The organism is Micromonospora sp. FIMYZ51 (genome assembly GCF_038246755.1).
Classification (GTDB): Bacteria; Actinomycetota; Actinomycetes; order Mycobacteriales; family Micromonosporaceae; genus Micromonospora.
Genome location: NZ_CP134706.1, coordinates 3502215 through 3514989 on the forward strand (window position 1 = coordinate 3502215; position 12775 = coordinate 3514989).

16 protein-coding genes are annotated in these 12775 nt (G+C 71.4%); 9 read left to right on the forward strand and 7 right to left on the reverse strand.

The window, feature by feature from the left end; all coding sequences use genetic code 11:
- Nucleotides 1–72 precede the first annotated feature (72 nt).
- The 3 genes from QQG74_RS15850 (at nt 73) to QQG74_RS15860 (ending at nt 2457) form a co-directional block, all read left to right on the forward strand.
- Nucleotides 73–864, forward strand: a complete 792-nt coding sequence (locus QQG74_RS15850) for a GntR family transcriptional regulator (protein ID WP_341721061.1) — start codon at nt 73–75, stop codon at nt 862–864.
- A complete protein-coding gene (locus QQG74_RS15855) occupies nt 861–1409 on the forward strand; it encodes a GNAT family N-acetyltransferase (protein WP_341721062.1) in 549 nt (182 codons plus the stop codon). Before QQG74_RS15850 ends, QQG74_RS15855 begins: the two co-directional genes overlap by 4 nt.
- A 103-nt stretch (nt 1410–1512) precedes the next feature.
- Nucleotides 1513–2457, forward strand: a complete 945-nt coding sequence (locus QQG74_RS15860) for an acyltransferase domain-containing protein (protein ID WP_341721063.1) — start codon at nt 1513–1515, stop codon at nt 2455–2457.
- A gap of 7 nt (nt 2458–2464) precedes the next feature.
- Here QQG74_RS15860 and QQG74_RS15865 read toward each other — a convergent pair whose 3' ends face one another.
- The 4 genes from QQG74_RS15865 to QQG74_RS15880 all read right to left on the reverse strand — a co-directional run bounded on the left by QQG74_RS15865 (nt 2465) and on the right by QQG74_RS15880 (nt 5432).
- Complete coding sequence (locus QQG74_RS15865) at nt 2465–3439, reverse strand: ABC transporter permease subunit (protein WP_341721064.1); 975 nt, start codon at nt 3437–3439, stop codon at nt 2465–2467.
- Nucleotides 3436–4335, reverse strand: a complete 900-nt coding sequence (locus QQG74_RS15870; RefSeq protein WP_341721065.1) for an ABC transporter ATP-binding protein — start codon at nt 4333–4335, stop codon at nt 3436–3438. The genes QQG74_RS15865 and QQG74_RS15870 overlap by 4 nt, the downstream gene beginning before the upstream one ends.
- Nucleotides 4332–4727 carry a GntR family transcriptional regulator gene (locus QQG74_RS15875; RefSeq protein ID WP_341721066.1) on the reverse strand — a complete coding sequence of 132 codons (396 nt, stop codon included), beginning with the start codon at nt 4725–4727 and terminating at the stop codon, nt 4332–4334. The genes QQG74_RS15870 and QQG74_RS15875 overlap by 4 nt, the downstream gene beginning before the upstream one ends.
- 114 nt (nt 4728–4841) lie before the next feature.
- The gene (locus QQG74_RS15880) at nt 4842–5432 is read right to left on the reverse strand and encodes an NAD(P)H-dependent oxidoreductase (RefSeq protein WP_341721067.1); all 591 of its coding nucleotides are present in this window, start codon (nt 5430–5432) and stop codon (nt 4842–4844) included.
- A gap of 62 nt (nt 5433–5494) precedes the next feature.
- Between QQG74_RS15880 and QQG74_RS15885 the strand changes: the two genes are divergently transcribed.
- Together QQG74_RS15885 and QQG74_RS15890 are read left to right on the forward strand one after the other, a co-directional pair.
- On the forward strand, nt 5495–5884 hold the full coding sequence (locus QQG74_RS15885) for a MerR family transcriptional regulator (RefSeq protein ID WP_341721068.1): 390 nt from the start codon (nt 5495–5497) through the stop codon (nt 5882–5884).
- A 91-nt stretch (nt 5885–5975) separates the two neighbouring features.
- Nucleotides 5976–7100 carry an erythromycin esterase family protein gene (locus QQG74_RS15890; protein ID WP_341721069.1) on the forward strand — a complete coding sequence of 375 codons (1125 nt, stop codon included), beginning with the start codon at nt 5976–5978 and terminating at the stop codon, nt 7098–7100.
- Between the two features lie 16 nt (nt 7101–7116).
- Here the strand turns inward: QQG74_RS15890 and QQG74_RS15895 are convergent, their stop codons facing one another.
- Together QQG74_RS15895 and QQG74_RS15900 are read right to left on the reverse strand one after the other, a co-directional pair.
- The gene (locus QQG74_RS15895; RefSeq protein ID WP_341721070.1) at nt 7117–7740 is read right to left on the reverse strand and encodes a methyltransferase domain-containing protein; all 624 of its coding nucleotides are present in this window, start codon (nt 7738–7740) and stop codon (nt 7117–7119) included.
- 23 nt (nt 7741–7763) lie between these two features.
- The gene (locus QQG74_RS15900; protein ID WP_341721071.1) at nt 7764–9071 is read right to left on the reverse strand and encodes a PEP/pyruvate-binding domain-containing protein; all 1308 of its coding nucleotides are present in this window, start codon (nt 9069–9071) and stop codon (nt 7764–7766) included.
- Between QQG74_RS15900 and QQG74_RS15905 the strand changes: the two genes are divergently transcribed.
- Complete coding sequence (locus QQG74_RS15905) at nt 9064–9711, forward strand: transcriptional regulator (protein ID WP_341721072.1); 648 nt, start codon at nt 9064–9066, stop codon at nt 9709–9711. The genes QQG74_RS15900 and QQG74_RS15905 overlap by 8 nt on opposite strands.
- A gap of 9 nt (nt 9712–9720) precedes the next feature.
- A complete protein-coding gene (locus QQG74_RS15910; protein ID WP_341721073.1) occupies nt 9721–10323 on the forward strand; it encodes a histidine phosphatase family protein in 603 nt (200 codons plus the stop codon).
- A 20-nt stretch (nt 10324–10343) separates the two neighbouring features.
- On the opposite strand, the gene QQG74_RS15915 is transcribed toward QQG74_RS15910, so the two are convergent.
- Complete coding sequence (locus QQG74_RS15915; RefSeq protein WP_341721074.1) at nt 10344–10703, reverse strand: helix-turn-helix domain-containing protein; 360 nt, start codon at nt 10701–10703, stop codon at nt 10344–10346.
- Nucleotides 10704–10852: 149 nt separating this feature from the next.
- Between QQG74_RS15915 and QQG74_RS15920 the strand changes: the two genes are divergently transcribed.
- Complete coding sequence (locus QQG74_RS15920; RefSeq protein ID WP_341721075.1) at nt 10853–11782, forward strand: NAD(P)-binding domain-containing protein; 930 nt, start codon at nt 10853–10855, stop codon at nt 11780–11782.
- Nucleotides 11779–12681 (forward strand): NAD(P)-binding domain-containing protein, encoded by a 903-nt coding sequence (locus QQG74_RS15925; RefSeq protein WP_341721076.1) that lies wholly within the window; start codon nt 11779–11781, stop codon nt 12679–12681. The genes QQG74_RS15920 and QQG74_RS15925 overlap by 4 nt, the downstream gene beginning before the upstream one ends.
- The last annotated feature ends 94 nt before the right edge of the window (nt 12682–12775 follow it).

Consider the following 12775-nt stretch of genomic DNA (forward strand, 5'->3'; position numbering starts at 1 on the left):
CCATTTCAGTCGGTCGAAGCTTCGTCAAGACCTCTCGATAGATTGGTTGGTACGACATCAGGGAGGCTCGACGTGGCTCAGCCGAAGTACCGCCAGATCGCCAGCGAGCTGCGAGATCAGATCGTGTCCGGGGCTCTGCGCGAGGGTGATCGGCTGCCGACCGAGCCGAAGCTCCAAGAACAGTACGACGCCTCACGCAACACGGTCCGCGACGCGACCGCGTTGTTGGTGCACGAGGGCTTGGTCCACCGAGTACCGGGGCGTGGCGGCGGAATGATCGTCCGGCGGCGAGCCACCCTCACCTTTCATGCGCACCGCGCGGAAATGCCCGCCCAGCCCACTGCCGAGACGGATGCATGGCGCTCGGAGGTCGCGGCGCAGGGCTATGCGGCGTCGCAGGACTTCAGCCTGATGATCCGATCGATTTCTCCTGACCTTGCCGAACGCCTCCACGTCGAGCCCGACTCGGTTGCTGTGCTTCGCCGCTGCATCAGGTACGTCAACAGTCAACCGTCCTCCTTGCAGGACACCTACTACCCGATGGATCTTGCCGAGGAAATCCGGGAGTTGCTGTCGCCGAAGGACATTCCGCAGGGCACCACCAGGCTTCTGGCCGAGCGCGGTCACGAGCAGGTGGCCTACTACGACGAGTACGTCTCGCGGATGCCGACCCCGGAGGAAACGAATTTGCTCGGACTCCAGCCTGGCACGTCGATTCTGCTGCACATCCGCACCGGTTACACCGAGCACCGGCCGGTACGCGTTTCGTTCAACGTGCTGGCTGGGGACCGCAACCAGATCGTCACCACCCACGGCGACTTGCGCATCATCGCGAGGTTCCGTCCGGAGGAAGCTCCCGAATGATCATCACTCCAGCTCGGCTTGAGGACGTTGACGTCATCATGAGTTGGCGACGGGAACGTGTCGCCTGGCTCACCGCAAGAGGTGAGGAGCAGTGGTCCATACCGCTGCCCCGTACTGCCATGGCATCGACGGTCTCAGCAGGGCAGACGTGGATGGTCTGGGAGGGCGACGACCCAGTCGCCACGATCACCCTCACCGCGTATACGGACGTCGACAGCCTATGGAAGCCTGACCGTGATCCTGAGGCGTTGTGGTACCCGGAGGACGACCCAGCAGACGCCTTGTACGCGGCGAAGATGATGGTTCCCCTTGCCTATTCGGGTGAGAACCTGGGTGGCGAACTGCTGGATTGGGCTGGTGGCCGGGCTTATGACGCTGGGCTGACGTGGTTGCGGCTGGACGCCTGGACCTCCAACCGGCGGTTGCACGAGTACTACCGCCGGCAGGGATTCCGACACGTCCGTACCGTCGAATCCCGCGTTTCTGGTGCTTGTTTCCAGCGACCGGCGCAGCCCTACCTCGACGGCCGTCTCAAGGTCCAGTAGCCGGCGCTTCGCCCTCGCACCCGAGTCCTGTCTGTTACGGGGGGCGGCGGTGCGGTGCGGCACCGGGGTGCCGCGTTGCGGTTGGCGTCGGTAGGGTCAGCGCGTGGACCTGGACGACATTGCCGCCCGGCTCGGGGTACCCGTCGAGGAAATCGATCGTGTGCATCAGCTCGCCGGTGACCGGCCGTCGGCTCCGGTGCCCGCCAAGGCCGACGCGCCCGCGATGCTCGATCGGCTCGGGGTGCGCCCGGACGACGCCGCCGAGATCATGGCCGGCTGGCCCGATTCTGACTCGCCACTGTGGACTCCAGAGCTGCGCTGGCTGCTCGACCGCTCGATCGCGCTGGTCCGTGCCGACCTCGGGGGGTACGACTGGCTGTCGCCCGGTCCGGCGCTGCCGCGCGAGCGGGGCCTCGCCTGGCGGCACCTCTACGTGTACGCGTACCTGGCGCTTGTCGACGTGGTCCGGGGATACCACCGCGATCATGGCGTGCCGGACGACGTGTCGTGGCTGACCCTCGCCGACCTGGGCCGCAATCTCGCGATCGACAGGCGGATGAACCGCGAGGGCTGGCCGGTCATGCAGAGCTGGCTGACCCTGCACGCGCGAGGCGGCGTCTACGAGTTGGGGCGGCTGCAACACCACCGCGGGGTCGGCGCCATCGGCCTGCACATTCCCGACGCGGGGCCGCTGACCCCGGAGGCGATCGAGGCGTCGCTCGACAAGGCCCGCGCCTTCTTTCCGCGCCATTTTCCCGACGAGCACTACCCGGCGTTCTCCTGCGCCTCGTGGCTGCTCGACCCGCAGCTGTCGGAGTACCTACCCGAGGACTCCAACATCGTCCGGTTCCAGCGCAGGTTCGAACTGGAGCCGTACGACGAGACGGAAGGCCCGGACGCCGACGTCGAGGTGCTGCGGTTCGTCTTCCGCACCCTGACCACGCCGCTCGACCAACTGCCGCGGGACACCGTGCTCCAGCGCGCGATCATCGACCACCTGAAGGCCGGCCGCCACTGGCAGTGGCGGCGTGGCCATTTCCCGATCTAGGCCCCTACTAGATCATCCGGCGGCGTACCCGCCACACCACCACCCCGATCAGGATCGCCGCGACGGCGATGAACAGGGCCGCCTCGATGAGCTGGAACGTCCAGAACCGGTCGGCCGGGTGGTAGACCTCGAACTGCTGGATGCCCCGCGCGTGCAGGAACTGGTTGACGTTGGTGCCGGCCCGGTTGGCGGCATCCGCCAGCTCGGCGTACTCGGTCCAGCTCAGCCTGCGCCCGGCGGCGTCGGCGTAGCCGTGTTCGATCAGCCAGTCGGCGATGCGGTGCACGGGCCGGTGCCCCTGGTCCGGCGAGCCGCCGACGGGGACCGGCTCCATGGTGGTGAGTGGCGTGGCGTACGCGGGACGGGCCAACAGCGCCACCGACATCCGGGCGGCGAGGAACGCCCCGAACGCGACGCCGAACGCGGGCAGGCTGCGCCGCAGGATCGCCCCGGCGGCGGTGGCGACGCCGAAGGCGAACAGCGCGTACGCCATCGGAACGAGTCCCTCCAGGTCGAAGGCGTCGTACTGGAACCGCCCTTCCCACGCGTCGAACGGCTGACGGAACCAGGTGAGCACCGCGGTGAACAAACCCGTGAGCGTCACGGTGACGCCGGCCAGTGCCGCGAGCTTGGCGGCCAGCCAGCGCATCCGTGGCACGGCCTGGGTCCAGGCGAGCTGCCAGGTGCCGTCCTCCAGTTCGCGTGCCAGCAGCGGCGCACCGAGGAACGCACCGATGACGACGGGGACCAGATAGAAGGCCGCCAGGAGGTTCTCGACGTACCCGTACTTCTCGTCGAGCCGGCGGAAGGAGGCGGTGCAGGTCTCGTTGATGCCGGCCGCTCCCGCACACCTGGCGGGATCGCCGGGAAACAGGTCGTGGGCCTGCGTTCCGAGCACCAGCAGGACAATGCCGAACAAGCCGACGAGCAGACCCAGGACGCAGACCTCGGTCCGGTGCTGGCGCCAGATCAACCACGTCATACCGCCACCCCCGACCGGACCGTGGCGCTCGGCTCGGACGGCCGGCGCAGGTACGCCAGCACCAGGTCCTCCAGCGCGACCGGCTGGGCCTGCCATCCGGGCACGACCGGGATCGCGCCGTCGCGTACCAGCAGGGTCGTGTGCCGGTCGCTGTGCACGGCCTGCACGACGGTGCCGGCCCGGTCGAGGTCGGTGGCCGTGCGCGGGCCGACGAGCAGCCGGTGCTCGGCGAGGAGGGTGTCGATGTCACCGGTGAGCGTGACCCGGCCGTGGTTGAGCACGATCAGGTGGTCGCAGACGCGCTCCAGCTCGTGCACGACGTGGGAGGAGAACAGGACGGTCACTCCGCCCTCGGCCACCGCGCCCATCAGGACCTGGAGGAACTCGTGCCGGGCCAGCGGGTCGAGGCTGGCCACCGGCTCGTCGAGGACCAGCAGGTCCGGCCGCTTCGCCAGGGCCAGCGCCAACGCCACCTGGGCCTGCTGCCCGCCGGAGAGCGTACCGGTCCGGCGGTCGAGCGGGATGCCCAGCTTCGCCAGCCGGCGCTCGGCCAGCCCCTGGTCGAACCGCAGGTTGCAGGCCCGGCCGAAGCGGAGCATCTCGGCGACGGTGAAGCGTTTGTACAGCGGGTGGTCCTGGGCCAGGAACCCGACCCGGGACAGTGTCTGCGGGGTGCTGGCGGTGACGTCGTGACCGAGGACCTCCACCGTGCCGGCGCTCGGGGCCAGCAACCCGACGATCATGCGCAGCAGCGTGGTCTTGCCCGCGCCGTTCGGCCCGACCAGGGCGATCACGCCGCCCGCCGGCAGGGCCAGGGTGCAGTCGCGCAGCGCCCAGCCCTTCCGGTACCGCTTGCCCACGGCGTCCGTGCGCAGCGCGAACTCGGTAGCTGTCACGCCACGTCCTCATTTCTCGTCTGCTGGTGGACGGAAGTGAAAAGCGCGTTGACCGCCTGCTCGTCGAGGCCGGCCGCGTAGGCGCGGCGCAGCCAGGTCGACAGGCCACGGCGCAGCGACGTGTACGTCGATGCCGGCATCACGGCCGACTGCTGTTCGTTGACGAACGTGCCCTGGCCGGGCCGGCCGGTGACCAGGTTCTCCTGCTCCATCTGCCGGTACGCCTTGGCGACGGTGTTCGGATTGATCGCCAGGTCCTCGACCACCTCGCGGATGAGCGGGAGGCGGTCACCGGGTTGGAGGAAGCCCAGCAGCACCGCCTGGCGGACCTGCTGGACGAGTTGCAGGTACGGCGGCACGCCGGAGTGGGTGTCGAGCCGGAAGACGAACACGGTAGCCCCTTACTGCTTTACTAGGAACATAGTAAAGCAGTAAATCCGCGGTCAAGGCGGCCCCGACCCGAGTTGGACATCCCGGCCGACGAGCCGTGATCGTCGGCCGAGGTGTCAGGCCGGCAACGGCCGGTTCCGCCGGGCGTCGGCCAGCACCTCGGCCCACCACCGCAGCTCGGCCAGGCTCGCGGTCAGGCCGCGCGAGACATCCGCGTCCGGCGCGTACCGGCCCCGGTCGTCGAGACAGGTCCAGGGTGCGCGCAGCCCGATGGCCCGACGGGTCGTCACCACACTGAGTTCGGCAAGCACCCCGCGCAGGTGCTCGATCGCCGCGTACCCGCCCTGGACGCCGTACGCGACGACGGTCGCCGGCTTGACCCGCCACTCGGCGTAGTGCCAGTCGATCAGGCGCTTCAGCGCGGCGGGGTAGCTGTGGTTGTACTCCGGCGTGACGAAGACGAAGGCGTCGGCCGCGGCGATCCGGTGGGCGACCTCGCTTCTCGGCCCACCGCCGGGACTCAGCAGGCTGTCGTCGGGCAACCTGATCTCGGCGACGTCGATCAGGTCGACATCGGCGGGTCGGTCCAGCGCGGCGACGACCCACTCGGCGATCGTCGGACCCAGCCGATCCTTGCGGACGCTTGCGGAGATCACGGCGATGCGTGTCCCGGCGGGGTGGTGCTGCGGTTCGGTTGAAGTGGTCACGCAAGAGACCGTGCCTGTTGAACATTTGTTGAAGTCAAGTCCCGAGGCGCTAGTCTGCGGTCATGTCGGTTCTCGCGCACTCCACCCGGACGCTCGGTGTCGGCGACGTCGCCGTGGACAGTGGCGTCGCGCCCTCGGCGGTGCGGTTCTACGAGAACCACGGGGTCATCAAGGCGGTACGCACCTCGGGCAACCAACGCCGCTTCGACGATTCCGCCGCGTGCCGGATCCAGGTGGCCAAGCTCGCCCAGCGGGTGGGCCTGAGCGTGCGGGAGATCGCCGACCTCTTCGCCGATCTCTCCGACGACCCGACACCCGAGGAGTGGGGGCGGGTCGCCGAGCAACTGGTGACCGAGGCCGAGGAGCGGGTGCGCCACCTCAAGGCGCAGCTCGCGGCGGTGGCGTCGGGCGCCAAGCTGTGCGAGATCGGGCGGGACGACCCGGCCGGCTGACCCGAGCCCGCCGGGCCGGCGACCCGGGCCGGCGCAGCGCACGACCGGGCGGACTTGACTTCAACCTATGTTCAACCCCGATCGTCGGGGCATGGAGCATCCAGCCGCGCAGCGGCTCGCCGCCCTGGTCGAGACCGCCACGATCGTCGGGCTCGGCACCAGCACCCGCGAGGCCAACGAGACCTTCCGGCTGGTCGAGCAGACCACCCACGCGCTGGTCCGGCGCGGGTTCCGGGTCGTCGCGCTGCTTGACAACACGCGGGTCGCCGACCGCTACGACCGCTACGTCCGGGGCGAGGACGTCGACCTGCACGCCGCACTCGCCCAGGCGTGGGGGCCGTGGCGGACCATCGAGATGCGCGACGCGCTGGTCCGGTTCCGCAGGCACAACGAACGGCACCCGGACGATCCGGTACGCATCATCGGCATCGCCGGGCCGCGTACGCTGCCCGCCGACTACGACCGGGTGGTGGCGCTGCTCGCGTCGGCGGACCGGGCGACCGCGACCCGGGTCGGCGAACTCCTGGCGGTCATCCGCACCGCCCACGCCAGTGGCGAGCACGTCCAGCGTCTGCACGGCACCCACCCCGGCGTACCGTTCGTCGAACTCGCCCGCACCGCCCGCGACCTGGTCGCCCGGCTCGCCGACGGCCCGGCACGGGACGAGGCGCTGCGGCTGCTCGACGCGATTGTCGACTTCCACGCCCACGCCCCCGGCAGCAGCGGATACGACGCCGAGCGGGCGGAGCGTGCCGCAGCCGAGCGGCTGCTGGACCAGCAGCGCCGCAGCGGTCGCCGCGTCGTGCTCTGGGAGGGCAGCGCCCACGTCGCGAAGCACGGCAGCGTCATGCTGGGCGCCCACCTCAGGGCCGCCCTCGGGGGCCGGTACGCGGCCGTCCACGTCGCCTTCGGTCGGGGACGGATTCCCGGCACGGAGATCCCGTACCCCAGTCCGACGTCGCTGGAAGCCCGGCTGCTCGCCGACGAGGGCGACGGCAGCGACGGCGTACGGATCGTCGATGTACGTGCGATGCCCCCGGGGGACCGGTTCGACAAGCCCTGGCGGACCCGCCTGATCTCCGGCCTCTATCAGGCGGAGCGCGACGAGGAGCACTACCCCGAGTTGCCCTCGCTGACCGGCAGTTTCGACGCGATCGCCGTCCTGCCCACGATCACCGCGACAAGTCCGCTGCCGCCACCGGCGAGCCGGCCGTGAACTCGTGACCCGACGATCAGGCGGGCCGGCGCAGGATGCTGACGGCGAAGTCCGCGTCGTCGCGCCAGGGGCGCAGGTCCCAGGTGGCGAAGCGGTGTTCCGAGCGCAGGCCGGCGGCGACCAGGTCGGCGTCGAACTCGGCAAGCGGATAGCCCCGGTCGGTGCCGAAGCCGACCGCGATCACTCCGTCCGGGCGCAGGTGCGCGGCGACCCGGCGCAGCACCGCCACCTCGGTGCCCGGCGCGACGAAGGTCATCACGTTGCCGGCCAGCACCGCCGCATCGAACGGCTCCGGCTCACCGGCCGCCGCGAGGTCCAACGTCGCCAGGTCGCCGACCAGCCAGCGGGGTCCCGGGTGGTCGGCGCGGGCCGCCTCGACGAGCACCGGATCGGCGTCCACCCCGAGCACCTGGTGACCCCGGGCGGCCAGTGCGGCGCCCACCCGGCCGGTGCCGCAGCCGGCGTCGAGGATCCGCGATCCCGGCGGCACCAGCGCGTCGAGCAGCCGGGCCTCGCCGGCCAGGTCGGCGCCCTCGGCCGCCAGTTGCCGGAAGCGGTCCACGTACCACTGGGAGTGTTCCGGGCCGGTGTCGGTGACCCAGCGGGTCGGGTTGCCGGTGCCGGCACTGCGTTCGCTCATGCGACCACCGTAGCCAGCCATGGTCAGCGCGCAGCGGCGATCACGATCCGGCCGGTGCTGCCGTCCACCTCGACCGGCGCACCGTCGGGCAGGACGGTCATCGCGTCGGCAACCGCCAGCACGGCCGGCAGGCCCTGTTCCCGCGCCACGATCGCGGCGTGCGAGAGCAGCCCGCCGGTCTCGGTGACCACCGCCGCGACGACGCCGAACAGCGGCGTCCACGCCGGGTCGGTGGTCCGGCAGACGAGCACGTCGCCAGCACGTACCCGGCCGAAGTCGGCGGGGCCGTGGACCAGGCGGGCGGGCCCGGCGGCGACCCCCGAACTGCCGGGCGTGCCGGTCAGGGTGGTGCCGCTTGCGGCACAGCGTGCTGCGGCCGGTACGGCGGCCGTGATCGGCCGGGCCTGAAGCAGCCAGATCCGATCGTCGGCGATCGCCCATTCCACGTCCTGCGGCCCGCCCAACAGCTCCGCCGCCTGCCGGCCCAGTCGGGCGAGCCGGTGCAGGTCGTCGTCGGCGAGGCAGAAGCGGTAGCGGTCGGGCGGCGGCACCGCGCGGGTGACCAGCCCGGTGTCCGCGCGGTCGACGCGCTCGTGCTTCCCGCCCAGCGACCGGTGGGTCACGGTGTCGCCGGAGATGACCCAGGAGTCCGGGGTGACCCGGCCGCCGACCACGCTCTCGCCCAGCCCCCAGGACGCCTCGATCCGCACCTGCGGGCCGGTGAACAGCACCCCCGAGACGTCGGCGTCGACAAGTCGCTGCACCAGCACGGCGGTTGTCGCAGCGGTGGCCGGCGTGTCCGCCGTCCGCCGCCGGTACTGCACGGCCCGCGCGGACCAGAGCGAGGCCCAGCATCCGCGGACCGCCTGGGCCACCCGGTCGGGCCCGCGAACACCCAGGAAGGTGTCGTACTGTCCCGCCGCCGACGCCGTCGCGGTGTCCTCGCCAGCCGCCGAGGAGCGCACCGCGACGTACGCCTCAGCCGACGGGCCGGCGAGCCGAACCAGCGCGCGGGAGATCGCGTCGGTGAGCGCGGGGGAGAGGGGTACCCGCTCGACGAACCGCCGGGCGGTGTCGAGCCCGGTGAGGTCGAGCCCGGCGACCGCCTGCTCGTACGCGGTGGTCGGCACCACGAACCCGGGCGGCACCGGCAGTCCGGCCCGCAGCAGCCGGGCGAGCACCGCGGCCTTACCGCCCGAGGTGGCGGCGTCGGCGTCGGCCAGGGCGATCAGCACCGCGCTCTCTCCTGCCCAGTGACGGATGTGCACCGCGAACCCTACGCGGGCGGGCGTGCCGGCGTTGACGCCCAGGGCAGGAGCCTGAATGCTCACTGCCGTGCCGCACTCCTCGACGCCGGGTCTGCTCGTCCTGCACGCCGTTCGGGTGGCCGGGATGGCCGACGACCTGGCGGTCGCCCGGCGTACCGGCCTCGACCAGCACACCGTCTCCGAGTTGCTGGAGGACGACGAGGCGTACGGCTGGGTGACCCGGGTCGGATTCGCCGGCACCAACGGCTGGACGCTCACCGAGCGGGGCCGCGACGAGGACGCCCGCGGTCTGGCCGAGGAACTGGACCGCAGCGGGGCGCGGCCCGCCGTCGAGCGGGCGCACCGGCGGTTCGAGTCGCTCAACGGACGCCTGGTGAGAGCGTGCACCGACTGGCAGTTGCGGCCCAGCCCGACCGACCGGCTGGCGGCCAACGACCACACCGATCCGGAGTGGGACGCCCGGGTGCTGGCCGAACTCGCCACCCTGGCCGCCGAGTTGCGGCCGTTGGTCGGCGGTCTGTGCACAGTGCTGTCCCGCTTCGGCGGCTACGACGAGCGGTTCGCTGCCGCCCTGGCCCGTGCCCGGGCGGGGGACACCCGGTGGGTGGCCGGCGTCGGGATGGCCTCCTGCCACGCCGTCTGGATGGAGCTGCACGAGGATCTGCTCTCGACCCTCGGCATCGCTCGCGACGGAATCCGCTAGGTTGCCCGCGTGGCGACCCGACATCTCTATCTGGCCCGGCACGGCGCGGCCGACGTGTTCGGCGAACTGACCGACGTCGGGTACCGGCAGGCGCGGCTGCTGGGCGAACGACTCGCCGGCCTGCCGATCGACACCGTCTGGCACTCGCCGCTGCCGCGCGCCGCGGCCAGCGCCCGGGAACTGGCCCGGCAGCTGCCCGACGTGCCTGCCGCCGAGGCCGCCGAACTCGTCGACCACGTGCCGTACGTGCCCAGCGCGGCCGAGCGGCCCAGCTCCTGGGCCGGTGTCTTCGACCGCTGCGACGAGGCCGAGACGGCTTCGGGTCGCCGCCTCGCGAAGGCGCTGGTGACCCGGTTCGCGCGGGCACCCGAGCCGGGGCAGCCGGACAGCTACGAGGTCCTGGTGACGCACGCGTACCAGATCGCCTGGCTGGTCCGCGACGCGCTGGCGGCGCCGCCCGCGCGCTGGCTCAGCCTGGGCAGCGCCAACACCGGCCTGACGATGATCGAGTACCGCACCGGCCGGGCGCCCGTCGTGATGATGTTCAACGACCTGAGTCACCTGCCGGCCGACCTGCGTTGGACCGGATTTCCGGCCGCCGCCCGTCCCTGAGCACCGGGCCGGGCAACGAGCTATGTGGACACGAGGGTGCCGTCGTCGGCGAGCCGCGCGCGGCGTGCCGTGCCCCAGTCGCCAAGCGCGCCGAGGGCCGCGTTGAGTGACCTGCCGTGCTCGGTGAGGGAGTACTCGACCCGGGGCGGCACCTCGCGGTAGATCTCGCGGTGGACCAGCCCGTCCTCCTCCATCTCGCGCAGGTGCTGGATGAGCATCTTCTCGCTGACACCGGGCAGGCCACGCCGTAGCTCACCGAAGCGGCGGGCGCCGTGGTTGTGCAGCTCCCACAGGATGAGCGACTTCCACTTGCCCGACACCACGTCCATGGCGGCGTCGATGCCGCAGATGTACGGCCCGCGCCGCGCGCCCGCTGCCATCCGAGTCCTCCCGAAGTCGCTTGTCGCTCCAATACTTACCGCGAGGTGAGTATTGAACAAATTAGTAGGTACTTGCCGCAAGGCAGGTACGGCGGAAGCATTGCCCACGGCGCGCCGGCCGAAGCATTCGACCGACCAGAGGAAATTTGATGACCAGCAGCACGTTTCTCGGGCTGGGCGCGATGGGCACTGCGCTCGCGACCGCCGCGCTCGACACCGACAACACCGGCGTCACCGACGGCACCGGCGGCACCGGCGTCAACGGCGGCACCGGCAACACCGGCAGGACTGTCACGGTGTGGAACCGCAGCGCGGGCCGGGCCGGGCAGCTGCGCGAACGAGGCGCCGTCGTCGCCGGCAGCATCGAGGAGGCGGTGGCCGGCGACGGGGTGATCGTCGCCTGCCTGCTCGATCACCGGTCGGTGCACGACGTCCTCGATCCGGTCGCCGCGCGCCTCGCCGGCCGCACCCTCGTCAACCTGACCACCACGACGCCGAACCAGGCCCGCGAACTCGCCACCTGGGCCCTCGCCCACGACATCGACTACCTCGACGGCGCGATCATGGCGGTGCCGGCGATGATCGGTGCGCCCGGATCCGTGATCCTCTACAGCGGCTCGACCACCGCCTTCGACACGTACCGGCCGCTGCTGGACTGCTGGGGGGAGAGCAGCCACCTCGGCGCCGACGCCGGCCTGGCCGCCCTGCTCGACCTGGCGATGCTCTCCGGGATGTACACGATGTTCGCCGGCTTCACCCACGGCGCGGCGATGGTCGGCGCGGACGGTGTCTCCGCCACGGAGTTCGCCAGCCGCGCCGCGCCGTTCCTCGCCGCCATGACCGGTGCGTTGGCCGACGCCGCCGCCGTCATCGACGCCCGCGACTACTCGGGCGAGGACCAACAGAGCCTGGAGTTCACCCAGAGCGCACTCGACACGATCACCCAGGCGAGCCTCGACCAGGCGGTGCCTGCCGACGTGTTGCGCCCGATCCGCGACCTGGTCCGCCGGCAGATCGCCGCCGGGCACGGCAAGCAGGGCGCCGACCGCATCTTCGAGGAACTGAGGAGCGTCCGATGAGCACCGAGTCGAGCCCGGTGACCGTGATCGGCCTCGGGCCGATGGGCCGTGCGATGGCCGCCACGCTTATCGCGGCCGGTCATCCCGTCACGCTGTGGAACCGTACGCCGAGCCGCGCCCGGGACCTCGTCGCGGCGGGCGCCACGCTGGCACCCACCCCGTCGGCGGCCGTCGCCGCCAGCGAACTGACCATCCTCAGCCTCACGGACTATCCCGCGATGTACGACATCCTCGAACCGGCGGTGGCCGATCCCGCGTACCGGGACCTGCTGACCGGCAAGGTGGTCGTCAATCTCAGCTCCGACACGCCCGAGGCGTCCCGGGCCGCCGCGGCCTGGGCCGCGCAACGCGGGGCCAGCTTCTTGACCGGCGGGGCGATGGTGCCCGCGCCCATGATCGGCACCCCGCATGCGTACGTGTTCTACAGCGGGCCCGGCGAGGCGTTCACCGGGTGCGAGGCCGTGTTGCGGCTGATCGGCGAGCCGAGGTACCTCGGCACCGATCCAGGGTTGGCGCAGCTGTTCTACCAGGCGTACCTGGACGTTTTCCTCAGCACGCTGTCGGGCCTGCTACACGCCACCGCGCTGATCACCTCGGCCGGCGTACCGGCCACGGAGTTCCTGCCCGGGGCGCTTGCCCTCGTCAGCGGCGTCCCGGACATGATCGGCGGTGCCGAGCAGCTCGCCCGGCAGGTCGAGACGGGCGAGCATCCCGGCGACCTGAGCACCGCGCTGATGATGGGTGCCACCGCCGAGCACATCCTGCGCTCCAGCGAGCAGGCCGGCATCGACCTCGAACTACCCAGGGCGGTGAAGTCACACTACGACCGGGCGATCGCCGCCGGCCACGGTAGCAGCGACTGGACCGCCCTGTACGAGGTGCTCAAGGCGTACGGCTGACCAGGTCACTCGGCCGGCCCCCGGCCCGCTGCTCGCCTTGCCGACCGTGGCCGCGCCCGGGTGGGCGCGGTGCGCGGTGCTACGGTGATCTGAC